This is a genomic window from Photobacterium kasasachensis, from assembly GCF_050336885.1.
Classification (GTDB): domain Bacteria; phylum Pseudomonadota; class Gammaproteobacteria; order Enterobacterales; family Vibrionaceae; genus Photobacterium; species Photobacterium kasasachensis.
The window spans coordinates 1-24,292 of the sequence record NZ_JAKJSH010000034.1 but is presented as its reverse complement, the minus strand read 5'-3'; the positions used below and the strand labels follow the sequence as shown (position 1 = coordinate 24,292).

Below are 24,292 nucleotides of genomic sequence, written 5' to 3'. Positions count from 1 at the left end.
GATTACTCTAAAGTGGCAACGGCAGTACTGTCGCTTTATAGAGCATATAACCAAAGGTAATACCCAACTGGATTAAACTGGCCTCAGAGCGATTTGGGAGCACAGTTTATGAATCAGTTACAGCAGCAAGTATCGTTACTTATTGAGCAAGTCAATCAAAGCGTGATAGGGCAACAGCATGTTACTCGGGCTTTAGTGATTGGATTGCTGACCAATGGGCATGTCTTGCTTGAAGGCTTACCGGGCACCGCCAAAACGCGATCTGTTAAAGCCTTGGCTGCCACACTTAATGCCAGCTTTGGCCGTGTGCAGTTTACGCCTGACTTACTTCCGTCTGATGTGACGGGGGCCGAGATGTACCAGGAAACAGCCAACGGACATGAATTGCGCTTCCAGCCCGGTCCGATATTTAACAGCATCTTGCTAGCTGACGAGGTAAACCGCGCACCAGCAAAGGTTCAGGCAGCCCTGCTTGAAGCGATGGCAGAGAGTACCGTGACAGTGGGCGAGCAATCACACGCCTTGCCTGAACTATTCATGGTGCTGGCAACTCAAAACCCGGTTGAGCAGGAAGGGACTTACCCGCTGCCAGAGGCCCAGATGGATCGATTCATCATGAAGGTTAATGTTGATTATCCGGATGATGAGGCTGAGCTGGGAATTATCCGTTTGTTACGTCAGGAAGAAGCGGAGGCAAACCGGGACCATTCTGATGATAACCAGACACCTTCGACAATTACTCTGGATCCTGAGTTGATCCTCGCGGCGCGCTGTGAACTGGCGCAGCTTGAAGTGTCCGATATGGTGGAGCGTTATATTGTTGCGCTTGTGATGGCAACACGCAGGCCGGAACGTTATTCGGCATCCGGGCTGGCACGTTGGATTGCCGTTGGTGCAAGCCCGAGGGCTTCTATTGCATTGGATAAATGTGCCAGAGCCTATGCGTGGTTACAGGGGCGCGAGCATGTGCTGCCAGACGATGTCAGGGCGATGGCACCCGCTGTATTGGGGCACCGTATAACCCTTAGCTATGATGCGCTGGCAGAAGGGATAGCTCACCCTCAGGTGGTGATGGAGTTACTTGACCATGTAGCCATCGGCTAGGAGGCGTTATGGTCAGAACAAATCCGTACATGCCGTTGCCGACTGGCACAACCAAGGATTGTCGGTTGTATTGTGACTATGCCCGGTTGGTAAAACTACAGTCTCAAACTACCGGCTTTACCTTACTGCCACAGCTTAAGTCGGGAACTGCGCTATCTGGACGCCATACATCGCTATTTCGCGGCCGGGGGCTGAATTTCGAAGAGTTACGCCACTATCACCAAGGCGATGATATCCGCAATCTTGACTGGAAGGTGACATTACGAACCGGCAAGCCGCATGTGCGATGCTATACCGAAGAAAAAGATCGACATGTGATTGTCTGTGTCGATCAGCGCAGCAACATGTTTTTCTCTTCTGTCGAAACGATGAAGTCAGTGGTGGCGGCAGAGGTGGCGGCGCTGATTGGCTGGCGGGTACTCAAAGACAATGACCGGATCGGGCTGGTGCTTATGCAGGGGGATCAGCTCGACTGGCGAGAGGCGCAACGCTCGCAAAATCATTGGCTCCAGCGCCTGAAAATGCTGGCTGAGGCTAACCAGTCACTCAACGTGCGGAGTAATGATAATTTGTTGTCAGGTTTTAGCGCCTTATTACACTTGCTTGGACGAATGAAACTACGAAATACCACCTTAATAGTGCTAAGTGACTGGACCGGGATCACCGAAGCGGATTTGAGCCATTTTAAATTGCTGCAGCAACACAATGATGTGTTGGGGGTAATGATATCGGATCCCCTTGAGCATGCATTACAGCCCACCATTATTGAACATCAGCGCACTGGAAAGTTACCGTGCTCATTTAGCTGGACAGTCGGCAACGGAAATAAACAGCTTCACCTGTCCCAAGCTCAATTGGTGTCAGCCAGTAAAGGACTGAGTGCCAGCCAGCAGTTAAAGAAGGACCAGCTCGTAAATCTGATGGCGGCAAAACACTTACCCTTGATAGAACTTGATACTCGTGGTGAGCATCTCAGCCAGTTTATTCGCGCTGCCGGGGGGATGGCATAATGGACCATCAAGTTCCGGGAACTTATATATTACGCCACCTGTCGGATGTCGCTATTCCTGAATCGGTTAGCTGGTGGCCCCAGACAGTTGGCTGGAAGGTATTGCTGGCAGTCGCCGTTCTGTTTGCGTTTTATTTGCTGTACCGGCAGTGCCGACAATGGTGGCTAAACCGCTATCGGCGCGAAGCACTCGACAGACTGTGTCTTGTTGCGATGAGCTCGTCTCAAGCGGACCAGGATATTCTAGCCATCATAAAAATCGTGTTGGTATATCTTGAGCCCAGGTGTGCCAACCTGTTCGGACAACCTCTGCTTGCTACGCTGGATGCGGCATTACCGGCATCAGATGCAATCTGGCTTACGCCTCTGGGTGAGCGCTGGTTAGAGTCTGTGATCAACCAGAAAACAACGCTAACGGCAGAGCAAGTTAAGCAGTTGGAGCTTCATTGTCATGACTGGCTAGCAGAACATGATGCCCTTTATCTGAAGGCTCATATGGCTGCGGAAACAGCAAAAGGAGAGGGTGATTATGTTTGACTCCCAGCTCACGTTTTCTTATCCGCTGTGGTTATTGGTTCTGCCATTGCCGGTCGCCGTGTATTGGCTGATCCCGGCATATAAAACCAGGAAAACGGCTGTCAAAGTTCCCTTCTTCGATACCTTGATCTCGATATTGGGAGAGACTCCTTCAGAAGGAGCAAGTCAGCTAAAGCCCAGTTGGTGGCAACGAATGGCGTTAGCATTCAGCTGGTTATGTATTGTTATCGCATTGACCAAACCTATGGTGCTGGGGGAGCCGCAAACCCGTGAACGTTATGGCCGAGATGTGATGGTGATATTGGATCTTTCAGGTTCCATGGCAGAGCCTGATTTTGAAGACGGCAGTGGCAAGATGATTACACGTTTGGCTGCGGCCAAGCAGGTGTTATCTGAATTTGCATCGAAGCGTGAGGGTGATCGGTTAGGACTGATATTGTTTGGAGATGCCGCTTTTGTGCAAACCCCTTTTACTGCCGATTTAGCCGCATGGCAGGCGTTACTGGATCAGACTGATGTAGCAATGGCCGGGCAAAGTACCCACCTGGGGGATGCCATTGGGTTAGCCATCAAGGTGTTTGAGCAGAGCTACAGCGATGATCCTGAACGAGAAAAAGTAGCCATTGTGTTGACAGACGGTAATGACACCGGCAGTTTTGTTGAGCCTATTGATGCGGGTAAGGTTGCTGCTGTAAAAGGTGTGAGGATCCATGCCATTGCGATGGGGGATCCTGCGACGGTCGGCGAGCAGGCTCTGGATATGGATACGTTGAGAAAAGCAGCCGACGCAACGGGGGGAGAAACGTTTGAGGCACTCAATCGTGAGGCACTCAAACAGGCTTATCAGAAAGTGGGAGAGCTAGAGCCTCAGCAGTATCAGAGTACGACATTTCAGTCTAAGCGCAGCCTGCACCACTATTTTATGATTGCGGCAGTACTTCTCTATCTAACCGTTTTTTCACTGATCACGCTACGCAGGCGGTATCTGCGTCGACATGCTCTCGACGCCGACCACCAGCAAAACCAGGAGGCGGGCCATGTTTGATTCTAAGCTATGGCAACAGGTTTGGCTGCAGTTCCATTTCATCCGGCCTTTATGGTTGCTGGCTTTTATACCTTTATCAGCCGTGGTGTATATCCGCTGGAATCAGGATAGCGTTAACCAGTGGCAGCAGTTGTTCCCGCCTCATTTACGAAAAGCGCTGACATTGGGCGAAATGGGGTGGAAGAAACAGTTACCGTTAAAAGTGCTGACGCTGGTTATGGCGCTGGCCATTGTTGTTTGTGCCGGGCCTACCTGGCAGCGTGAGGCGTCTCCATTTGGTGAAGATAAGGCATCGTTGCTGGTCGTGCTAGATAACAGTGACTCAATGCTATCCAAAGACATTGCCCCGAGTCGGTTAGAGCGGAGCAAACAGAAAATCCGCGATCTAATGGTGTTGCGAAATGGCGGCAATACCGGGTTAGTTGTTTTTGCCGGGACAGCGCATGTTGCAATGCCTTTGACGCGTGACAGCGAGGTTTTTGCGCCGTTTCTGGCGGCGATCGAGCCAGATATTATGCCGGAGAAAGGAAAATCAACGCAGGCGGTTATACCACTCATCGAGCAGCAATTGAGTAACCGGAAAGCCGCGACGGTGTTATTGGTAACAGACGGTATTTCGCCATCGGCGCTGACTGATCTCAGCAACTACTTCCAGTCTTCCTCCCATCAGTTATTGGTGTTGGTCGCCGGTAATCCTGGCGTCTCATCCGTGAACCCGCCTGATGTTGATTCCTTGAAGGCGTTAGCTCGATCTGCTGGCGGACAAGTGGTTGTAATGACGGTTGATGATTCGGACGTAAAAGGCATCAGCCGTCAGGTTGAACGTTATATGCAGCTTAATAATGACTCCGACATGCCGTGGCAGGACATGGGGTATTACCTATTAATTCCTATCGCTATGATCATGCTGCTATGGTTTCGCAAAGGGTGGCTGGTGCAGTGGTGTGTGTTGGCTGTGATTTGCTTGCCGCTTACGTATTCTCCTGCGACTTTTGCGAAGAGTGTGGAATCCAAGGCCACTGTAGATATACCGGTAGAATATAGCTGGCAAGATCGTTTTAGTCAGTTTTGGTTCGATCTTTGGCTGACACCGGATCAGCAGGGACAGTGGTTCCTGAATCGGGGCGATTACCTCAAGGCCGCAGCTCATTTCCATGACCCATTTTATAAAGGCGTTGCCTATTACTATGCGACGCAATATTCGCTGGCACAGTCTGCCTTTTTGCAAGATGGTAGCGAGGCTGCGATTTTGTATGCCGGTAATGCCCTGGCGAGGCAGAGGGAGTACCTGGCCGCAAGAGATTTGTTTTCTAAGTTGAGTAAGAGGGCGTCTTCACCGGCTATTCGTGAAAGAGCTGAACATAACCTCGAAGTAATGCAAGGCATAGTAGAGGAGATTAACCGGACCAGTGAGAGCCAGATGGGCACAACAGACGGCCCGGAGGAGTCATTTGAACTGGCGGATGATCAGCCTCGCACAGCGGATGGTGCAGACGAGAAGGTTGATGCCAGTATGATGGTTCGGCAGACCTTAAATGCCAACGAAATTCTGGGAAGTGATGAGCTGGCGGATAAATGGTTACGCCGGGTAGAAGCGGATCCTAAATATTTCTTGCGGGCCAAGTTTCAAATACAGCGTCAAAAACAGAACCAAACAAACGGACAGGTAGGGGAGCTGCAAACCCAAAAACAAAAAGGAGGTGCATCATGACAGCTGCGATACATCATCAGTGCCTGGTGAGACCGTTTTTTCATATGGCTTCTCGTTACATGTTTTCTCTTTGCTTCGCTCTATGGTTTGTCGTCTGTCTGGTCGGGTTACCGGCTTATGCCGCTGGACTATCTGGTGACAATGCAGAGACCCCCGTAGTTGAAGTAAAAGCTTGGCTGGATGATAAAAATCAGCTGGATGATGGCCGTTATGCGGTGAACCAGCAAGTGGTTTTGTACATCGATGTGGCTACGCCACGTTGGTTTACCGGTGGTACCCGGATAGCGTCTATTGAGATCCCGGGCGTGATCGTGAAACAGCGAAATTCGCTGGCGACAAATTATAGCCAGCGCAAGGAAGGCGTTACCTGGTCACATCAACGGTGGGAGATAACGCTCTATCCGCAGCAATCAGGACGTTTTGTTGTTCCTTCTATTGATGTTGATGTGCAGGTTTCTGTTCCTGATGGCCGTTCCGTGAAAGGGCGAATAGCAACACTGCCTTTGACTTTTGATGTGAGCTTGCCTTCGCCGTTACTGATACAAAATGGACATTGGTTGAGTGCCAGCGAGCTGATGATTGAAGAGCAGTGGGATTTGTCACGGGATGCTGATGAGCTGAAAGTCGGAGATGCGATAACCCGGACTGTCACTGTTCATGGCGAGGACACGTTGTCGGTGTTGATCCCGCCAATATTGCCGTCTTATGTTCTGAAAGAACAGCAGCAAACCGTGAGTCACCCCTTTCAGGTATATGTACAGCCACCGAAGCTGTCAGACAGTCAGGAAAGGGGAAATTACCGTTCAAGCCGTCTTGAGCAGGCGGTCTATATTGTGCAGTCGGGCGGGGATATTGTGTTCCCGGCACTGGAGCTTCAGTGGTGGAATACAAGCTCTCAGCAGCTTGAAACATTGAGTTTGCCAGAGAAACATATCAGAGCGCATCATACCTGGCGCTCATGGCTACGTACTTACTGGTTGGATCTTGCCCTGATTGGCGTTTCCATGGCCGTATTGAGTCTTAGTGGCCTATTGGCATCGCACTATTATAAAACTCGGCCGACACCGGCCTGGTGGCAATTTAGCAGAGCACTAGGCAGGAGAGACTGGCCGCAGGCAAGGTTGATGATTTATCGTCGTTTGTACAGTCGAACCGGGCTGGTGGAGTTAGCTCAAGCTGGTCAGCTTTGCAGCAACATTAGCCACTCATGTAAGCAGGTAAAGTGGTATGAGCTTCAGCATCGTTTTCAGGTTGGAAAGGTCTCTGCGTCGTTGTTTGTCCGCTTGTGGAGTTACCTGGGGAGGTGTGTGAGGCGAAAAAATGGAAGATCTTCGCGTTTTTGGACATTCCCTAAAGCATTGCCACATTTACAAGAATTGCCTCACAAGACGAAGAAATAGCATTCGCTGTTCTTGTCTCAATTTTCTATGCTAATACAACTAGCCAGTTATCTAAACTGGCTTTCGTTTGTCTCTATCCCGGGTGCCAATGAAGAGTACTGAACTAAATTTAATTCCGATATTTGTCGCTATTTTTGAAGAACGTAGTTTGTCGAAAGCGGCGGTCAGGATGGATATAAGCCAGCCTGCTGTGAGTAAGGCGTTAAAGCGACTGCGTGAAATTTATGATGATCCGCTGTTTCACCGTAATACCTCCGGGGTTGAGCCCACCACCTTTGCCGTTGATATTTATCCGGCCATGTCAGCGGCACTGAAGAACTTCAGCTCTACACTATCGGCATCACGGGAATTTGATCCCAAAACATCCAAGCGGATTTTCTCCATTGCATGTGTCTCTGTTGCCAGTTATACCCTGATCCCGGCTTTAATTCTGCAAATGCGCAAAGAGGCCCCGAAGATTGCACTCGAGATTCATCCATTGTTTACCGAGGATATGGAAGCGGATCTGCGTTTGCAGCGATATGACTTAATTATCGATATGCGGCCTCGTGGTCGGACTGTGCTCAAAACAGAGGTACTGTATTCCGAAGAGCTCAAGGTTGTCTGCTCGGCAAATCATCCTCGGTTAAGTGACGGTGTCACGGTGAGTGAGTTTCTCAATGAAGATCATGTTGTTGTCGCAAGGTGGCAGGCGAGACGCAGTTTGTTGAATGCAGAAGATTTTCCCGAGCTCGACAAGCGTAATATCATTGTTCGCGCGCCGGGAGCACTAGAAATGCTGCCAATTATTGCCGGATCAGACATGATAGGGATCCTGCCGGCATCAACCATCAACGATTTCTCTGAAAAATATAATGTTAAGGCATTGCCAATGCCATTTGGCGGCAGCGTACAAGATTTATGTGCTATCTGGCATCCCAGCCGGACATCGGAAAACGCCCACCGCTGGCTTCGAAACCAGTTGTTCAAAGTCGTTAAAGATGTCGAACTGTAACGGGTATAGTTTTTGAACGAGCGGTTCGAATAAGCCCGTGCCATGGTGGTACGGGCTTTGTGATTTTCATGCTATGAGAGAACGTGTTTTATTTGCTGCTGCCTGCTACCTCTTTTAATACGGTTCCCGTCGTGCCGCTTGGCTGGGTGATCCCCAGTTTGCTGGAGAGTGTTGGCGCGATGTCGTATGGCGTTATTTCTCGGGTCACTTTATTTGGCTCAATGTTGTAGCCCGCGAACATGACCGGTACATGAGTGTCATAGCGCCAAGGCGAGCCATGAGTTGAGGCAATAGTCAGCCCGTCCATGTCATTGATGTAGGTGCGAGGGGCGAAAACCAAATAGACATCACCTGAACGCTGTGGATGGTAGTTGTTTTTCACCAGGGTCATAAGGTGGCTATCCGGAATACGGTTTGTTTCGATATCGCGACTTGTTACCGCATAGGCGATCCCTTTGATTTTTGTCATCTCTTCAGCGACAGCGGCTTGAACATCAGCTAGCTCAATGTCCTTGTCTTTGATGAGTTGATGATCGAGATAGATATAAGGCTGGGCGTAAAGGCGGACAACATTTTCGGGCAATCCAAATTCTTCTTGCAGCCTTTTCTTTAAGTCATTATTTACAATGGTTGACTTATCAAAGTACCCAGCATTGCGATAGCCCAGTGCGTTGACCGTAGGGGCGGCTTCCGGAACACCGTGATCGGCTGAAAGAACGATGAGCGTATTCTCCAGACCAATGCGTGAGTCGACATGTTTAAATAGCTTGCCAAGGGTTCTATCTAGCCGGATCAAATTATCTTCTGCTTCCAGGCTGGCAGGGCCGTACATGTGGATCACATAATCGTTGGCCGAGAAACTCACAGCCAGATAGTCAGTAAACTTGCCCTTGCCGAGCTGTTCTTTATCGATTAGCGCGGATGCAAAGTCGGCAGTTAGCTCATCACCGGCAGGGCTTAGCGTTAGCATAGTGCTGAAGTATTTGTAGGATGCAGGGCCATAAGGGTGCGGAAAACTGCGCCTGAAGCCAGCCAGATCGACCTTGTAGGAAGGATCGCCTTCCTTGAGGGTGTAATGCTCGGCAGGTAGGGATAGCTGCCACTGTTGTTTGCTGTATCGAGCCGGATAATTTTGGGCATTCCACTGGTTTACCCATGCCGGATACTGGTCGTAGTAATAATTACTGGTGACAAAGTCGGATTGGGCCTTGGAGAACCAGAATGCTTTTCCGCTATGGCCGGCTAGCGAGATAGCACCGCGGTCTTTGACTGATACCGAGAAGAGTTTAGACTCGCCATTGCTGGCGACGGCCAGTTCGTCACTGAAGGTTGTCGACAGGATTGGTACCGGGGAGCGACCATCTTGTTTAGCGGTTTTTTGTGTCGGGTCGATTTCAGTGGACTGGTTGACCCCGGCATTGGCTGTCAGCAAGGCATAGTCGGCATCTTCCACGTTGTAGACCAGTCGCTCTAGCTGACGGTCATACCAAACATTTCCTACCATGCCGTGTACGCTCGGAGGTGCTCCTGTTGCCAGGGAGACATGGCCGACTATTGTTTCGGTATTACCGTGCTGATAGTGCGCATTGGTATAATAAGCGCCTTGTTCCATCAGGTATCGAAAGCCACTGTCACCAAAGTTTTTCTTGTATCGTTCAATTAAATCTGCGCGAAGTCCGTCGACGGTGATTTGAAGCACCAGTTTGGGAGCTGAACCTGTAGCTTTGGAAGCTTCAGTCATATTTTTCGTGGCGGGAGCCGTCGCATAGCAGGGCACAGCAAGTAACCCGGCGAGAACCAGCATCGGGATGCGTGGTATGTTCATAGTTAGTCCTTATTCTTTTAAACGTAAGAAGGCGATGAAATAAGAATGTGTTTTGCAGGTAGCCTTAGTCGGCATCACGGACCAGACGCAGTCCCATGTCAGACATAATTACCGACTGGCTGGCAAAGTCCCGACGGAAATTTTCCGACTCATCGGCATCGTAAGAAAAGCTGCCACCGCGGACAGACTTGTGAGCAAGCCCGATGTCAGTCTCTTTGGCGTTGTTGGGGTTGTCAGCAGGGCCGTAGCGGTAGAAGTTCTCATCAAAGGCATCAATAACGAATTCACCGACATTGCCCGTCATATCGTACAAGCCAAGCTCGTTGGGCTTTTTCATGCCTACAGGCTGAGCACGGTTTCGGGCATTACCGGCATACCAGGCAACCTCATTGATGTCATTTGATCCACTGTAGAGATAGCCCCGACTTTTGTTACCACCACGAGCAGCGTATTCCCACTCGGCTTCTGTCGGCAGGCGGTAATGGCTACCCGTCTGGGCGTTGAGCTGTTCAATGAAATAGTTGGTCTGTTGCCAGCTAAGGTTGTTCACCGGTACATCTTTACCTTTGAAGTAACTCATGGATGAACCCATGACACTTTCGAATAGCTCTTGAGTCACTTCAAACCTCGAAATATAAAAGCTATCAAGGCTAACGGTGCGTGCCGGGCTTTCAGCTTTTTTTGCCTCGGGTAGGGATGTGCCCATCGTAAAGCTTCCACCTTCTACCAACACCATATTGGCTTCTATCTGCAGGGCAACAGGATGCGTTGTGACCTGGCTTGAATAGGCAACTCCCCAATAGACAGCAGGAATACAGACCGCAAGGCCAAGAGTGGAAAGAGTCAAGGTACGCATAGGTAAAGTACGGATAGAACGGGGGGCTTTCATAACGGAGCTCCGCTTAATAATTAGGCGTTTCTAGTTTATGGAAAAACGCCATTCCAATTGGTTATAAGGGGTATAACAAGCGCCGGGCTGCGCGGGGATTTACACTGCGAGCATCATTTTGAGTCTATCTGGTGGTGCAATATGCTGATTACCCAAGGTCCACAATTTAACGGCAAGGCGTCGAAACGAATGCATGTGATGGCAAAACCGATTGGTGCTGCATGTAATATCGATTGTACTTACTGTTATTACCTCAGTAAGCAGGATTTGCTGGAATATAAGCAAGGCTGCTCTCCTAAGCTTGATGAGCAAGCCTTAGAGACTTATATCCGTCAGTACATTGAAGGGCAGAACACACCAGAAATCATCTTCTCGTGGCAGGGTGGCGAACCGACGATGCTGGGGTTGGACTATTTTCGCAAAATAGTTGAGTTACAAAGAAAGTATCAGCCTCCGGGCATTGTGATCGCGAATGATCTGCAGACAAACGGCACGTTACTTAACGATGAGTGGTGCGAATTTCTGGCCGCACATAACTTTCTCATCGGACTAAGCATCGATGGTCCGGAAATGCTGCATAATGCTTACCGGACAAACCGAGCCGGGCGAGGCACATTTCGCCAGGTAATGGCTGCCGTAGAGTTACTACATAAGCATAAGGTGAAGTTTGCGACCTTAACCTGTGTAAATAATCTAACTAGCAAGAACCCACTTGAAGTGTACCACTTTCTTCGCGATGAGGTGCGCTCGCCTCAAATGCAATTTATTCCGATTGTCGAGCAAAAAACTTTCCGTACTACGGCGCCGCAGACCTGGCAACCGCAAGAACAGCTACGTCAAGGGGATATCCGATTGAAGCCCTGGCATAAAAAGTCAGTGGTCGAGCCTTGGTGTGTGTCTGACGAGGGGTGGGGAGATTTCCTGATTGTTGTTTTTGACGAATGGGTAAAACACGATCTGGGTAAGGTGTTTGTGCAGTATTTTGAGGCCAGCGTCGAGACCTGGATGGGGCGTAAAAACCCGTTATGTACCTTAGGCGAAATGTGCGGAAAGGGACTGGCTATGGAGCCAAACGGTGATGTGTTCACCTGTGACCATTATGTGTACCCCGAGTACAAGATAGGCAATATTCATCATCAAAAACTGGATGAAATGGCATATTCGGAGCAGCAGCAGACGTTTGGTTTTGCCAAGTCTCGCACCTTGACCAGCCAGTGTCAGCAGTGTGATTACCAGTTTGCCTGTTTTGGCGAGTGCCCTAAAAACCGTTTTATTCGTACCACAGATGGAGAGCCGGGGCTGAATTACCTATGTGCTGGTTGGAAAAAATTCTTTAGCCATGCGGATAAGTCGTTGGCTTACATTTTGAGAGCGACGGGCCACCCTGTTGCCCATGGCAAATACCGGGATGAGTTGCTTAAGCCATCAATGAATCGTTTTCCCTACCCACCGCAGTTCTGATCAGTGAGGTTTTCGATGAACAAATTACCCTTCAGCCTCAGAAGTATTGCGAAGCCTGCGGTATCTGCCGCCTTAACGCTATCTTTATTGGCGCCTTTGCAGGTAAATGCACAGTCCTCTGAGGCAGAAAACGCTCAGGCAGAGTCTGACACAGGACTAGTAGTCACTCGGGGCTTTAATGTAACTGAGGACACGCAGTCGGCTCAACTTCAGAAGTGGGTCTATACCGCGCAAGATCAGCGCCAAAGTGATGAGGAGAGGGCTGAGGCGTTACGCCAACTCGCTCGCTATCCAAGCCAGAATAGCCTGGTGGCTGTTGTTCGTGGATTACGTGATAGCAGCGCTGCTGTAAGAGAAGCAGCAGTGATTGGTGCGGAGCCCTATCAGTTCGAGCACCGCTGGCGAATGATATCGCCATTGCTTAATGATCCGGCTCTCCAGGTGAAGTTGGCTGCAACCACCAGTCTGATCCGTGATTTCGGCAACATGTCTCCCGAACAACAGGCAATGATGGAAAACCCAACCTCGGCATTAATCCGACACTTGTCTGAGCAAGAAGACGAAGGCATGCAGCTTTTGCTGGCAGATGTCTATCGCTGGCATCAGGAATTCGAGCGTGCAAGTCGTCTTTATCAAAGACTATTGGCTGACAATCAAACCGATCCGCAAATCTGGCTAAGCATGGCTGATAACCAGCGTGCACAGGGGTTGGACAGTGATGCGTTGGTTACGTTAGAGCAGGCGATAGAACGATTGCCAAATGAGGCCAACTTACATTACTCCAAGGCACTGACACTGGTTCGGTTGGAACAAAAAAACGTTGCTGCCAAAGCGATGCAGCGAGCAGCATCAATAGCGAAGACTAACAGCTATTTTTGGTATCTCAGTGGCGTACTGCAAGAGCCAGTTAACCTTGATGCGGCCATATCGGCTTTAGAACAGGCTTATCTGATCTCTGGTGCCCCGGAACAGCTCTACGCCGTTTGCGATATCTATATTCGCAACGGGCATCAGAAAACTGATGCTTGCCTGCAAGAGCTCGGCAAAATTGCGCCTGAGTATGTCATCAACGAACTCCAATCTAAGCGTGGCTGAGTGTTTTAGCCCGAAATCTACTCGAAAATAACAACGATGAGTGACGTAATGCGAATAATAACGCCGACCCTATTGGCTGCGGTATCTGTACTGTCTTTACCGGTACAGGCAAGTGGCATTTTTCTTCAGGAGGCCGTGACGGCCAATGCCGGTACAGCAACCGCTGGTGATGGCGTTTATAGTGGCTCGGCTGCTTCAATGTGGGCGAACCCGGCCACCATGAGTGATATGGGAGATCAGCTCACGACATTCAATGCGCTGGGCTTCGATCTGGAAATGAAGTATCGGGACAACACCGGTCAGGGGGATGGAAAAGCAAGCTCTTTTCTTCCATCATTTGGTGCTTTTCATGCCCACCAGATCAGCGATAATGTGCACCTTGGGCTTGCTTTAGGTGCCGTTGGTGGCTCAAGTCTGGCTTATGGCGATCAGTGGGCCGGAGCCGCGGCACTTGATGAAATTACCCTAACTGCCATGCAGTTCAATCCCTCGTTGAGTTATAGCCTTAATGAACAATGGGCTGTCGGGCTCGGGTTACAGCTCAGCTGGGCAGCACTTCAGCAATCGACGAGTTTGATTGAAGCAAAGCAGGATACTGACTGGGCCTTTGGTGCAAATATTGGGGTGATATATACCCATGATGAACGGTTTAAAGTCGGGGCTAGTTTCCGGAGTAAACTTGAGCATGAGTTTGACACGAGGGTTACCGGTCCTACCGAGTTGGGGGTGATTAACCGACTACAGACTGATATCAGTCTTCCGGCGTTAATGGATGTTAGTGCCAGCTATGCAGTCACGCCGCAGTTGGATGTACTGACGTCGGTGCAATGGCATCGCTGGAGTGAGTGGGATACAACGGTACTTGATTTTGGCTTGGGTGATAATGGCGTTGTGATCGATCGTGACTGGGATGATGTCTGGAAGGTAGCTTTGGGGGCGGATTATCAACTAAACAGCAGGTGGCGATTAAAGGCCGGTATATCCTATGAATCGTCGCCACAGGATGATGCAGCCAAGCAGTGGGTTGACGTACCGGTTGGCGAGCAATATCGTTATTCGGTCGGTGCATCCACTTATTGGGATGATATTAAGATTGATGCCTTCTATGAGTACGCAGATCTTGGTGGGGTCGATATCAGGCGTAACTTGCCAAGTTTGGATGGAACATTTGACGGCCGCATACACTTTGTTGGTGTGAGCTTTACGTATTAACCATTCAACGTGAAGTCATGTGTTATGTTAACGCCTTGCATGAGCAGGGCGTTGCTATATTGAGCAGTTATTTTTCATCGTGAGCGTTTTATTGGAATTTAAGTCATAAATCTATCAATAAGAAGCGGCTTTGCTAGCTGGAGAGTATAGGATTGGCCTTGGAAACAACAAAGGGGATAACTGAATGATTGAAGAAAGCGGTTTGGATACATATCAAGCAACAGCGCATCGGTTAATGATGATTAAAGGAGGAGCAAGATGCTTTGCCTTTGATCCAAACCGTGACAGGTTTAACCTGTTGCATTGTGCAGATACCAGTGTACGCAATGAGCTGAATGCCAATCGTATCAAGATTAATGACCGCTATATTGCAATTGCGTCGCAGTTCCCATATCAACATCAGTTGGAAAGTCATTTTCAGATGCTGGTGGAAAATCGAACGCCTGTTTTGGTTGTATTGGCAAGTGACACTGATATCCAGGGCAATGATCTTCCAGATTATTTCTCGAACTCTTCGACATACGGCAACATTAGGACACAATCGGTATTTTCGAGCACAGAAGGTCTTGGCAGTGGAATTGAGGCAAGAGTTTATCAATTGAACGTAGCCGGGTACGATGCCTCTATCGATATACCTGTGGTTCACGTACACAACTGGCCAGATCATCAAACTGTCAGCACGGAAGCGACAATTAACCTAGTCGCCTTGATTGAACGTATTACTGCCAATAAACGCGCTTTCTATGAAAAGAGGCGTAGCCGTGCAGTGCAGGATCCTACGAAGTTGCTACCAGTTATTCATTGCCGGGCGGGCGTAGGCCGTACGGGGCAGACGATAGCTACCATGGCAATGAACACATATCCAAGTATGCCTTTAGATGCGATTACCCGGGACCTGAGAGCTTCACGAAACGACTTTATGATCCAGACCCCTGTTCAGATGGAAACCTTAGTTCGCCTAATGGAAGAGAAATAAAGTCGCGTTGTAGGTAAAGGCAAACACGTAAGTTTGTAGAATAGACGCTTGGTGTGATCATAGTCACTATGATTCATATCTGATTTACTATTATTCCCTGAAGTATTCAAAATGATGTTCAGGGAATGAGTATGTCTTATACAAAACAACAAATTATGCTGACATTCAGCTACATGTCCTATTTTGGGTTTGCTTTGGAAGGGACAGATAAGAAAAATGCTGAAATAATTCTGACAAAATTCAATGAAGCGCTTAGATCATGGAAGCCTATTAAGAATCAGTGGGAAGTCGTTTGGGGGCCTGCTGTTTTTGCTCTTCCAGGTACAAAGTTTGACGACAGCCTGATGTATGCTGTCCGTAATATTGAAGACCCTTCCAAGTACGTTATCGCTATTCGAGGTACAAACCCTGTTTCTATTCCCAATTGGGTCATATGGGATTTCCAGGCCAAGTACTTGAAAGACTGGCCTTTCGGCAATCCTCCGCAATATCTGGTACCCAAAATTTCAGAAAGCACCAACTTTGGCCTTATTATGCTGCAAGCTCTGAGGCCTGAGTCTGGTATGCCGGGAGCGAAGCAAACCATACTGGAGTTCCTAAATAGCGAGTTGGGACAAGAGGGAAAAGGGGATATCTGCATAACCGGGCATAGTTTGGGAGGGGCTTTGTCGCCGACGATGGCATTATGGTTAAAAGATATTCAAGGGAAAGGGCTGTCAGAGAATATTAATATCTCTACGGTAGCCTTTGCTGGGCCATCTGCAGGAAATGAGGACTTTGCAGAGTATTCTGATCAGCAACTAGGCGATCAATGTATTCGCATTGCCAACTCCCTTGATATCGTACCGCACGCCTGGAATACGCAAACATTAAAGAAACTGTATGGCCTGTATTTTCCGCTCTTGCCGAGCCTTCCTTTAGCGATGGTTTTCCACAAAATGATCCGTGATTCTAAAGGGAAGAAATACAGGCAAATCAATGCCGATGAGCCAGCATTGGAAGGGAAATATAAAATCCTGATAGCCCCTTATATCATTCAGGCTATTTACCAGCACGTTCAGGGGTATCCTGAACTAATGGGGATGGAAGACGATATCCCACTAGAAGACTTACTGCCGCTACCTAAGATGATCCGCGAGATATTAGGGCCGATAGTAAATTGAGGTAAAGCAAGGACTACTCAGGGAAATAAAGTGGCTACTGGTACAGGATTTGTACTGGTAGCTAACCGATCAGTTTGAGAAATTCATTGATGAATTCTAACCATAGGTTAATGGTTTCCATAGTGACTGCTTATGTGGTGATTAAGACGCTAGGTTATCAACTTTAAACACATAATTATATACTGGTCAGTATGAATTAACCCTAATATTTCTGTTCACATGTTTTATGAGTCATAATTGCAACAGCCACGAGTTGTTGCACGATAATATTGTGATTAAACCTATCTTGTTACGGCCATAGCAAGTGTTTTCGATGTAATAGGTTGACTTATAGGTGTTTTTCTATAGTTTGTGACCGTTTATACCAGCAGGGCTGGGTATTATAATGATATGTGATGGCGCTTGGTTGTCATACAGGAGTTACATCGTGAGGATCTGTGATTAAAATCCTTTATAGATTAGATAATTCATCAATAAGTGGTCTGAGTGTTTTTATAATCCAAATAATTGGTTTATATGCACTTTTCAAATTAGTGAATTTATTTAGATACATGTGGGATGGTGAGACATTCTTATTTACAGAAAACTATACACTTTTGGTATATTACGGCTTGTTTAACCTCCATACAATTTGGCTTTATATTGCTGCATGTAAAAAGCGAACAGGCCAATTGATATTTCTTTCTATAATGCAAGTTTATCCATTCTTGAGCCCTGTTGCGGCTTTTGCGATATTATTTCTTGTATGGGAGAGTTATCAATACAATAAAGAGTACACAGGATGTAAGTCATGATCTGTTTAGTCGTTGATTAGCTTGAGGAGTTCGCAGCTAAACTCTAACCAGAGGTTGATGGTTTCCATGGTGGTTGATTGTGTAGGGGTTAAGGCGATAGGCTACCAACTTTAAATACATGTTTATATACTAGCCAATACTAGTTATATTCTAAAACGCCTATTCTTACACTTTATGAGTCATAATTGTATCAGCCCCGACCTGTAACACGTAAATATTGTGATTTAACTCATCTAATTACGATTGTAGAAAGTGGTTTAAATATAATGTATTGACTTAAAAGCATTTTTCTATAGTTTGTGACCGTTTATACCCGCAGGTGCTGGGTATTATAATGTTATGTGACGACGCTTGGTCGTCATGCGGGAGTTAAATTGTGAGGTTCTGTGAATAAAATCTTTTATAGATTAGGTGATTCTTCGATAAGTGTTCTGAGTGTTTTAATTATCCAAGGAATTGGGTTGTTTGCCTTATCTAAATTAGTTGCTTTATTTATGCATATGTGGAATGGTGAAACATTCTTATTTTCAGATTATTATACACTTTTTGTGTTTTATGTTTTTTTAAACCTCCATACAGCCTGGATTTATTTTTCATCATGTGGAAAACGCACAGGACAATTGATATTTCACTCTATAGTGCAATTTTATCTTTTTAAGAACCCTATAGCGGCTATAGCGATATTGTTTCTTATATGGGAGAGCTATCAATGCAATAAGATATTCAAGAGCTGGTGATGATAGCACCTCCAATCAGGAGGCTAAATTAACTATGCCACTTCAGTAGACCTCGTTTACGGTCAGTAAATGAGCATTCTATTAATGTTTATATTGTAAGACATTGACTTTATGATGATTTTCTATACATTTCTTGTGTCTATGCCTCCCCTTGCAGTATAAGCCCCAGAAATGGGTTGGATGTGGAATTGTCTGGGTTCGCAAGATTAGCTTTATCTCGCAACTATGAAGTTATAAAAGCTAGGTCATTACATAACTATAAGGAAAATCGTTAAAATGAAAATGTCTACACTCTTTGCCACAAGTATCTTCGTTCTGCCTTTAGTGGGGTGTGGTGGCTCTAGTGGAGGAGGAGAACCTGCAGCCAAAGAAGTGCATGATAGCTATCTTTATTCTTTCAACAAGGATGAAATTCAGTCATGGTTGGATGTAGAACTGAAAGCACCACTTGATGCCAATTCTGCTATTAATAAGTCACAAATTGTAGCTACGTTTGATATTAATAATAGTGGCAGCTTTGATGAAGGTGACATTAAGATTATTGCTGGAAATGCGAGTAATTTTGGTAGCCTCATGAATAGCTGGGGCACAGGTACCGAGGTTTTTGTTGAGACGATGCAAGGTGGAGAAACGTATCGAGCGAGGAAGGGAAGCGGTATCATTATTGGCGGTGGAGTTAACAATATTTTTGTTAACAATATAGGCGGTGCTTGGTTCTATACAAAAACAGTTGATAACGTGCTGACAGATCGTACTGTGGGGATTCGTATCAATAAAGATATAGCAGTAGGATCTAACTCGCAAAACCTGAATGCTCTAGTAAATCAGCTCGCTAAGATTACAGCTTCTACACCGGTAAATGTGGTGTTAACTAGTGGATTGCAAAGCCCTAGTGTGGACTACGTACCAGGTCAGAATATTTTCAGTCAGCAAGTGAATGCTATGATTGAAGACCCTGCAGCAGATTTTACAGGGACTGAGAGCTGGGTTGATATTACAGCTGTGACTTTCGGCCATAAAACAGCTGGATAGTTTTTATATGTGCAGTGGCATTATAGAGATAGCCACTGCACATATCATATTCTTAAAGTAAAACCCGCCAAACGACGGGCTTTACTTGAGAATTATTACCACATTTCCCACACTACGGTTTCAATTTCATCTTCAATGCTATCTGGAAGTGCACTGAAGAAATCAAGTTGAGTAAGCTCCTCAATTTCATCTACCGTTGTAATGAAGCTTGCAATCTCTGATGACGATATTTTACGGTGTGGCACAATGAATGCGATCGCATCATTATAAGCCGGATCTAGAATGACTTTGTAAAAGTTGTTTGGAATGTACACACCGTTACCAATATAGGTTTCGTTGCCGTCCCAGATTGGGCCAGAGATAACATATAGTTCGTTATAGGTATTCGCCCACTCGCGTACTTTCTCCTCCAGAGCTTTCCAGCCGCCACGGTTAAAGCCAGGAAGCTGCGGCGCCATATTAGACATCAAAAAACTTTGTTGCATAGATTCTTGTGAAAAGTCCATCGTGCCGGAAGGAGCTAGGTGGCCGCGGTCGTAGCCTGTTTTGGTGTAATCGCTACTTGTCGCACGGTATGGAGAGGGTATTTCAGTATCAGTACGGAAGCTATTTGAACGCTCGTAAAAGGCGTTCACGCTGTCTGCGGTGATATGGTAGGCCACCCAATTGGAGACTTTGTTTTGGTAATTGTAACCCGCAGCATAGCCATCTCTACACAGGATCTGATCGCTTTGGTTTGGTATACCGACATCAAGGTGCTGGTTACAGGTAGCAGCAGTGGCCGTAGCCGAGAAGGCAAGGCTTAATATAGCCAGTAGGATATGTTTCATTATTCTATCGTCCTTATTATCAATTGTGCTTATAGGACGAAAGATATTATTGGTTTACCGAATGGATATGTATTGATAAATAGGTAAATTGTGATAGGTGTTTTTATCAATGTGGTGGTGTGGGATATAAAGCACTTTATCAACAATATTAATTACTTATGGGCGAAATACACACATGAGTAACGTGAAATGTTGAAACCGAGAGGTCTGTTAATAAATGGCGATATGATAGTGGTTTGATGAATTATGGAAATAAAAAAGGGTATCCTAAGATACCCTTTTCTCAAAGCTTAACGCTTGGTATCAAATTAGATACGCTCAACGTTAGCAGCTTGAGGACCTTTCTGACCTTGTTCGATGTCGAAAGATACTTTCTGGCCTTCAGCTAGAGATTTGAAGCCTTCACCAGCGATTGCACGGAAGTGAACGAATACGTCAGCGCCGCCATTGTCCTGAGTGATGAAACCAAAACCTTTCTCGTCGTTAAACCACTTAACAATACCAGTTGCTTTAGACATGACATGTCTCCTGAATAAAAATTAAACTTACGCTTGTCGCGTACTTAAGCCATCATAATGTATTACTTATGGACAAAAGAATAATGAAGCTCTTCAGGACAACTGCACTTTTTGCAAAGCGGTGGAACGAAGTTTTCTATTTCAATTTGTTGCATAAATAGGTCTGCATTACAGGCCGGGGACTATTAAGCCATAAGGGGTCGGGTAGGGCAAGCAATTACTTTAAAATTTAAGTGCTTATGGAAGAAAATGTGATATTGGTATCACTACGATGAAGGATAATCTCTGGTTTTTACAACGAGTTAGTGACAAACGACTTGAGATAGAAGAAAAAATAAAATTTTATAGCTCGGAAGGACAGAGATTAAAAAAGGGCCAGATGGCCCTTTTACTGCTAAGTAGAAAGATAGACTAGATCTTTTCTACGTTAGCGGCCTGTAGGCCTTTTGGACCTTGCTCTGTTTCGTAAGAAACTTTTTGACCTTCCGCAAGTGTTTTGAATCCGTCGCCAGTGATAGCACGGAAATGAACGAATACGTCAGCACCGCCGTTATCTTGAGTGATAAAACCGAAACCCTTTTCTTCATTGAACCACTTAACGGTACCTGTTGCTTTAGACATGTTGTCTCCTGAATTTCTACATCAACAAAAAGCGCCAATAACTATTTAACTTTGGTGACAATTGAAACAGATAGCTTCAGTACAACAGTCTTAAACAAGAATTTATACATGAAGTGTTTTCGTTCACATTGTTGCATCATTGCCAAACACTACTGGTCTAATGAAAGAGTAGGCACTGATATGCTAATTGCAAATAGTTAAGTGATAAATTTGTGGTCAAATTCACAGGATTTAGCTGAAAAATAGACCTTATTCTCATTACATAGACAGATGAAATAAAAGCGGTTTCTTGCATTTGAGACTTGGCGCATATTGCAGTCAAAACTGGGAGAAGGTCGAACTCTATACCGAGCAGTTTGCTGTATCAAATCAAAGAATCATCGATAAATTTTTCTTGTTGATAATGTGACTTGTGTAGCAACATATTTTTCTGTTATAACAAAGTCAGTTAGGCTTTGTAGATTCATAAAAGGACAAATAATGAACACTATCCTAGAGCTTGTTCGCCAAACACGTCGTAAAAACAAACTCAAACGTGAAATCCTGGATAACGATCGTAAGGTCCGTGATAACCGTAAGCGTGTTGAGCTGCTAGAAAACCTGCTTGATTACATCAAGGCAGACATGACTCACGATCAAATTGTAGAGATTGTTGAGAACATGAAAGGCGATTACGAAGATCGTGTTGATGACCACATCATCATCAGCGCCGAGCTATCTAAAGAGCGCCGTGAAGTAAGCAAGAACGTAAAAGATCTAAAGAAAGCAGAGATTGCTCATAAGCAGTAATGCCTACGAATGAATTTGAAAGCTCGACTTCGGTCGAGCTTTTTTGTTTGAGCTGTTTTAATAATGTGCCGAGATCAGAGAACTTGTTGATATGACGTTTTTTGCTGGGTACTTAGCCTGCTGCACCGATACCGTCAATTGTTGACGATAATAAGGCCGTGGGAACTATTTCATAATGCAATGTAACTCGATTCCAGTTCATACTGAGTACTGGTGAAATCACGGGCAAAGTTGTCTGACAACGGCTACCGCCCAGCCCATGGTTATTTGGCTGTAGGGCAATTCAAAACACGTTTATCTTTAATTTTTATTACAGAGTGAAATACGATTTCACTTCTCTTTCCGCGTCTTCTGGGGTTAGCCAGGTATCAGGTCTTACACCGCCAAAAATTAAATTGTCTACGATGTAATATAAGTTTTTTGCTCCCTTGATATCAGCCAGTGAATTTTCAGCGTAAATAACACTCTCAAAATGAGGCATGCATGTTCTGAGAGGAAGGATTATTTTGTTTTCTGATATTAACTTTTTTAATTGTTTAATGTCTTCACAAAATTTCAGTTCGTTAGGTATCAGTTTTCTTGGAGAACGGCTTAGCTGTAATAATAAAGCATCAATGCATAAAGGAATATATTTCAAATACTCACTTTTTATTAGTAAGCGTCCGTGTTTRGCTAAACTTAAGAGGCGATCCATAGGCATTTCCATTTCCCAGTATACGCACTCAYTATCTTTTGGGTTGCTGGCATGAAAATTAAGCGTGCCATCCATGTAGATATACCTGAGTGTTCCCAGCATTTCAGGTTTTACAGGCAGGGGAAGGTCATGGTTTTCCGCCCGCTCTTTGAGCCAGGTTAACTGGGCAATCATCCACTTTTCAGGTCGGTTATCCGTTGATTGATAGCCATGAAGTTTGGTAAGTAATAGATTACAATTAGATATAATATCAAGGCGCTGTTCATCAGTGTTGGGCATTATATTTGATTCTCTATTATTTTATTCATGATTGGAAGTAAGTGTGAGCTCATTACTTCATCTGTAATTTGAACCTGTTGAGGCCAGGATGCTAATATATGGCAAGATCGATTATTATTGATTATATTAAAGCCCTTTTGCCCCGGGTAACCAGCATTCATGCTGCGACTGATGGTTATTTCTTCACCTGCAAAAAAACTACTACAAACATGTTTGTTTTTAGGTAGACCACCATCTGATGGTTTTTTCCAAAATCCATCTGTTATACATTGTTTAATCCAAGTTAAAGAAGAATATGGTATTTCAGTTTGATTTTCAATATCGTCAACTTTTCCTTTGTTAATATAGTAAATGATTAAGTAATTCTCTTGAGAGTAAATGTTGAGAAACACCCTTCCGTTCTCATTGATTTCGATAGATTTATGGTTAATTGTTTTTCTCTTGCTCTCATTATTATTTATAAGTGGGAATTTTACCATTATTATTACCTATAATTCGATTTTGATAATTTCTTTATATTCTAATAATTAATTTATCGTTTTTGGACTGTGTTGTATTTCTAGTGCTCCAGGTTTCCCTTTAATACCATTAAACTCTGTTAGCCCATCACCTGTAAATACCTCCTATGCACCAATCTCAGAGAGGATTTTTTGTCTTGATATGAAGGTGTCAATATCTGACTCGTTGTTAAAGTAATTCGCAGAAAAAAACTTGGCTTCATTCGTATCAAAACTACTGTACCATTCTTTTCCTGAAGCTAATCAAAAGTGCTCATCCATAATGGATGATGACCGGAGTCTCTAACATGTCCAATAGCATCTGAGTCACTATTGGGAGCTTCTGAGAATAGGATAAGAAATCTGCCTTTCGGTACATCCTGCCACGTTTCTGTTTGAATTGTGCTTTTTGTTTGAGCTGTTTGGTGAGCTGTTTTAATAATGTGCCGAGATCAGAAAACTTGTTGATATGACGTTTTTTGCTGGGTACTGAGCCTGCTGTACCGATACCGTCAATTGTTGACGATAATAAGGCCATGAGAACTATTTCATAATGCAATGTAATTCGATTCCAGTTCATATTGAGCACTGGTGAAATCACGGGCGAAGTTGTCTGACAACGGCTACCGCCAAGCCCATGGTTATTTGGCTGTAGGGCAATTCAAAACACGTTTATCTGTAATTTTTTATTACAGAGTGAAATACGACTTCACTTCTCTTTCCGCATCGTCAGGAGTCAGCCAGCTGTCTGGTCTTACACCATTAAAAATTAAATCGTCTACGATCTTAAATAACGGTTTGATATTTTTGATGTCTACCAGAGAAGATCTAGCTTTAATAAAACTTTTGAATTTTGGTATGTAAGACATAAGAGGAAGATTGATTTTTTTTTCTGAAATTAACTTTTTTAATTTTTTTATGTCTTCACTAAATGCCAATTCATTGGGTATTAACTTTCTTTGAGAACGGCTTAACTGAAATAGCAAGGCATCAATGCATGAGGGAATAAATTTCAAATACTCACTTTTTATTAGTAAGCGTCCGTGTTTGGCTAAACTTAAGAGGCGATCCATAGGCGGC

At 45.5% G+C, this 24,292-nt stretch carries 23 protein-coding genes; 14 read left to right on the top strand and 9 right to left on the bottom strand.

Going from position 1 to position 24,292, the window contains the following annotated elements:
- Positions 1–108: 108 nt before the first annotated feature.
- The 7 genes from L4D19_RS28695 (at position 109) to L4D19_RS28665 (ending at position 7,800) form a co-directional block, all read left to right on the top strand.
- Positions 109–1,104 carry an AAA family ATPase gene (locus tag L4D19_RS28695; protein ID WP_428455205.1) on the top strand — a complete coding sequence of 332 codons (996 nt, stop codon included), beginning with the start codon at positions 109–111 and terminating at the stop codon, positions 1,102–1,104.
- A gap of 29 nt (positions 1,105–1,133) precedes the next feature.
- Positions 1,134–2,114 (top strand): DUF58 domain-containing protein, encoded by a 981-nt coding sequence (locus L4D19_RS28690; RefSeq protein ID WP_428455228.1) that lies wholly within the window; start codon positions 1,134–1,136, stop codon positions 2,112–2,114.
- Complete coding sequence (locus L4D19_RS28685; protein ID WP_428455204.1) at positions 2,114–2,650, top strand: DUF4381 domain-containing protein; 537 nt, start codon at positions 2,114–2,116, stop codon at positions 2,648–2,650. Before L4D19_RS28690 ends, L4D19_RS28685 begins: the two co-directional genes overlap by 1 nt.
- Positions 2,643–3,695: a vWA domain-containing protein gene (locus tag L4D19_RS28680; protein WP_428455203.1), complete on the top strand. Its 1,053-nt coding sequence runs from the start codon at positions 2,643–2,645 to the stop codon at positions 3,693–3,695. The genes L4D19_RS28685 and L4D19_RS28680 overlap by 8 nt, the downstream gene beginning before the upstream one ends.
- Positions 3,688–5,406 carry a vWA domain-containing protein gene (locus L4D19_RS28675; RefSeq protein ID WP_428455202.1) on the top strand — a complete coding sequence of 573 codons (1,719 nt, stop codon included), beginning with the start codon at positions 3,688–3,690 and terminating at the stop codon, positions 5,404–5,406. The genes L4D19_RS28680 and L4D19_RS28675 overlap by 8 nt, the downstream gene beginning before the upstream one ends.
- Complete coding sequence (locus tag L4D19_RS28670; RefSeq protein ID WP_428455201.1) at positions 5,403–6,806, top strand: BatD family protein; 1,404 nt, start codon at positions 5,403–5,405, stop codon at positions 6,804–6,806. Before L4D19_RS28675 ends, L4D19_RS28670 begins: the two co-directional genes overlap by 4 nt.
- Before the next feature lie 88 nt (positions 6,807–6,894).
- Positions 6,895–7,800 carry a LysR family transcriptional regulator gene (locus tag L4D19_RS28665; RefSeq protein ID WP_428455200.1) on the top strand — a complete coding sequence of 302 codons (906 nt, stop codon included), beginning with the start codon at positions 6,895–6,897 and terminating at the stop codon, positions 7,798–7,800.
- An 88-nt stretch (positions 7,801–7,888) separates the two neighbouring features.
- Here the strand turns inward: L4D19_RS28665 and L4D19_RS28660 are convergent, their stop codons facing one another.
- The gene (locus tag L4D19_RS28660) at positions 7,889–9,541 is read right to left on the bottom strand and encodes an alkaline phosphatase family protein (protein ID WP_428455227.1); all 1,653 of its coding nucleotides are present in this window, start codon (positions 9,539–9,541) and stop codon (positions 7,889–7,891) included.
- 148 nt (positions 9,542–9,689) lie between these two features.
- Positions 9,690–10,361 (bottom strand): formylglycine-generating enzyme family protein, encoded by a 672-nt coding sequence (locus tag L4D19_RS28655; protein WP_428455226.1) that lies wholly within the window; start codon positions 10,359–10,361, stop codon positions 9,690–9,692.
- A gap of 294 nt (positions 10,362–10,655) precedes the next feature.
- On the opposite strand from L4D19_RS28655, the gene L4D19_RS28650 reads away from it, so the two are divergent.
- The 6 genes from L4D19_RS28650 (at position 10,656) to L4D19_RS28625 (ending at position 18,984) form a co-directional block, all read left to right on the top strand.
- Entirely contained in the window at positions 10,656–11,975 is a 1,320-nt protein-coding gene (locus L4D19_RS28650) for an anaerobic sulfatase maturase (protein WP_428455199.1), read from the top strand.
- 3 nt (positions 11,976–11,978) lie between these two features.
- Positions 11,979–13,070: a tetratricopeptide repeat protein gene (locus L4D19_RS28645; RefSeq protein ID WP_428455198.1), complete on the top strand. Its 1,092-nt coding sequence runs from the start codon at positions 11,979–11,981 to the stop codon at positions 13,068–13,070.
- A gap of 48 nt (positions 13,071–13,118) precedes the next feature.
- Positions 13,119–14,282, top strand: a complete 1,164-nt coding sequence (locus tag L4D19_RS28640; protein ID WP_428455197.1) for an OmpP1/FadL family transporter — start codon at positions 13,119–13,121, stop codon at positions 14,280–14,282.
- Between the two features lie 184 nt (positions 14,283–14,466).
- Complete coding sequence (locus tag L4D19_RS28635) at positions 14,467–15,258, top strand: protein-tyrosine phosphatase family protein (protein ID WP_428455196.1); 792 nt, start codon at positions 14,467–14,469, stop codon at positions 15,256–15,258.
- Positions 15,259–15,389: 131 nt separating this feature from the next.
- Positions 15,390–16,421 (top strand): lipase family protein, encoded by a 1,032-nt coding sequence (locus tag L4D19_RS28630; RefSeq protein WP_428455195.1) that lies wholly within the window; start codon positions 15,390–15,392, stop codon positions 16,419–16,421.
- 1,807 nt (positions 16,422–18,228) lie between these two features.
- Positions 18,229–18,984 carry a hypothetical protein gene (locus L4D19_RS28625; RefSeq protein WP_428455194.1) on the top strand — a complete coding sequence of 252 codons (756 nt, stop codon included), beginning with the start codon at positions 18,229–18,231 and terminating at the stop codon, positions 18,982–18,984.
- 95 nt (positions 18,985–19,079) lie between these two features.
- Here the strand turns inward: L4D19_RS28625 and L4D19_RS28620 are convergent, their stop codons facing one another.
- The 3 genes from L4D19_RS28620 to cspE (L4D19_RS28610) all read right to left on the bottom strand — a co-directional run bounded on the left by L4D19_RS28620 (position 19,080) and on the right by cspE (L4D19_RS28610) (position 20,953).
- Positions 19,080–19,814, bottom strand: coding sequence for a DNA/RNA non-specific endonuclease (locus tag L4D19_RS28620; protein WP_428455193.1), 735 nt, complete (start codon positions 19,812–19,814; stop codon positions 19,080–19,082).
- 308 nt (positions 19,815–20,122) lie between these two features.
- Positions 20,123–20,332: a transcription antiterminator/RNA stability regulator CspE gene (gene cspE / locus L4D19_RS28615; RefSeq protein ID WP_036830632.1), complete on the bottom strand. Its 210-nt coding sequence runs from the start codon at positions 20,330–20,332 to the stop codon at positions 20,123–20,125.
- 411 nt (positions 20,333–20,743) lie between these two features.
- A complete protein-coding gene (cspE, locus tag L4D19_RS28610) occupies positions 20,744–20,953 on the bottom strand; it encodes a transcription antiterminator/RNA stability regulator CspE (RefSeq protein ID WP_047874816.1) in 210 nt (69 codons plus the stop codon).
- Positions 20,954–21,433: 480 nt separating this feature from the next.
- Here cspE (L4D19_RS28610) and L4D19_RS28605 point away from each other — a divergent pair, with 480 nt between their 5' ends.
- Positions 21,434–21,742, top strand: a complete 309-nt coding sequence (locus L4D19_RS28605) for a DUF496 family protein (protein ID WP_075767944.1) — start codon at positions 21,434–21,436, stop codon at positions 21,740–21,742.
- Between the two features lie 310 nt (positions 21,743–22,052).
- Here the strand turns inward: L4D19_RS28605 and L4D19_RS28600 are convergent, their stop codons facing one another.
- From L4D19_RS28600 to L4D19_RS28585, 4 genes are all read right to left on the bottom strand, one after another.
- Positions 22,053–22,715: a hypothetical protein gene (locus L4D19_RS28600; protein ID WP_428455192.1), complete on the bottom strand. Its 663-nt coding sequence runs from the start codon at positions 22,713–22,715 to the stop codon at positions 22,053–22,055.
- Positions 22,715–23,194: a hypothetical protein gene (locus L4D19_RS28595; protein ID WP_428455191.1), complete on the bottom strand. Its 480-nt coding sequence runs from the start codon at positions 23,192–23,194 to the stop codon at positions 22,715–22,717. Before L4D19_RS28595 ends, L4D19_RS28600 begins: the two co-directional genes overlap by 1 nt.
- A gap of 292 nt (positions 23,195–23,486) precedes the next feature.
- Positions 23,487–23,792, bottom strand: a complete 306-nt coding sequence (locus tag L4D19_RS28590; RefSeq protein WP_428455190.1) for a hypothetical protein — start codon at positions 23,790–23,792, stop codon at positions 23,487–23,489.
- 109 nt (positions 23,793–23,901) lie between these two features.
- Positions 23,902–24,292: hypothetical protein (locus L4D19_RS28585; RefSeq protein ID WP_428455189.1), on the bottom strand; the 391-nt coding region annotated here is incomplete at its 5' end.

Bases quoted from the DNA above. Each gene is read 5' to 3' on its own strand.
- L4D19_RS28695 (WP_428455205.1), top strand. From the start codon at position 109: ATGAATCAGTTACAGCAGCAAGTATCGTTACTTATTGAGCAAGTCAAT.
- L4D19_RS28690 (WP_428455228.1), top strand. From the start codon at position 1,134: ATGCCGTTGCCGACTGGCACAACCAAGGATTGTCGGTTGTATTGTGAC.
- L4D19_RS28685 (WP_428455204.1), top strand. From the start codon at position 2,114: ATGGACCATCAAGTTCCGGGAACTTATATATTACGCCACCTGTCGGAT.
- L4D19_RS28680 (WP_428455203.1), top strand. From the start codon at position 2,643: ATGTTTGACTCCCAGCTCACGTTTTCTTATCCGCTGTGGTTATTGGTT.
- L4D19_RS28675 (WP_428455202.1), top strand. From the start codon at position 3,688: ATGTTTGATTCTAAGCTATGGCAACAGGTTTGGCTGCAGTTCCATTTC.
- L4D19_RS28670 (WP_428455201.1), top strand. From the start codon at position 5,403: ATGACAGCTGCGATACATCATCAGTGCCTGGTGAGACCGTTTTTTCAT.
- L4D19_RS28665 (WP_428455200.1), top strand. From the start codon at position 6,895: ATGAAGAGTACTGAACTAAATTTAATTCCGATATTTGTCGCTATTTTT.
- L4D19_RS28660 (WP_428455227.1), bottom strand. From the start codon at position 9,541: ATGACTGAAGCTTCCAAAGCTACAGGTTCAGCTCCCAAACTGGTGCTT.
- L4D19_RS28655 (WP_428455226.1), bottom strand. From the start codon at position 10,361: ATGGTGTTGGTAGAAGGTGGAAGCTTTACGATGGGCACATCCCTACCC.
- L4D19_RS28650 (WP_428455199.1), top strand. From the start codon at position 10,656: ATGCTGATTACCCAAGGTCCACAATTTAACGGCAAGGCGTCGAAACGA.
- L4D19_RS28640 (WP_428455197.1), top strand. From the start codon at position 13,119: ATGCGAATAATAACGCCGACCCTATTGGCTGCGGTATCTGTACTGTCT.
- L4D19_RS28635 (WP_428455196.1), top strand. From the start codon at position 14,467: ATGATTGAAGAAAGCGGTTTGGATACATATCAAGCAACAGCGCATCGG.
- L4D19_RS28630 (WP_428455195.1), top strand. From the start codon at position 15,390: ATGTCTTATACAAAACAACAAATTATGCTGACATTCAGCTACATGTCC.
- L4D19_RS28625 (WP_428455194.1), top strand. From the start codon at position 18,229: ATGAAAATGTCTACACTCTTTGCCACAAGTATCTTCGTTCTGCCTTTA.
- L4D19_RS28620 (WP_428455193.1), bottom strand. From the start codon at position 19,814: ATGAAACATATCCTACTGGCTATATTAAGCCTTGCCTTCTCGGCTACG.
- cspE (WP_036830632.1), bottom strand. From the start codon at position 20,332: ATGTCTAAAGCAACTGGTATTGTTAAGTGGTTTAACGACGAGAAAGGT.
- cspE (WP_047874816.1), bottom strand. From the start codon at position 20,953: ATGTCTAAAGCAACAGGTACCGTTAAGTGGTTCAATGAAGAAAAGGGT.
- L4D19_RS28605 (WP_075767944.1), top strand. From the start codon at position 21,434: ATGAACACTATCCTAGAGCTTGTTCGCCAAACACGTCGTAAAAACAAA.
- L4D19_RS28595 (WP_428455191.1), bottom strand. From the start codon at position 23,194: ATGGTAAAATTCCCACTTATAAATAATAATGAGAGCAAGAGAAAAACA.
- L4D19_RS28590 (WP_428455190.1), bottom strand. From the start codon at position 23,792: ATGAACTGGAATCGAATTACATTGCATTATGAAATAGTTCTCATGGCC.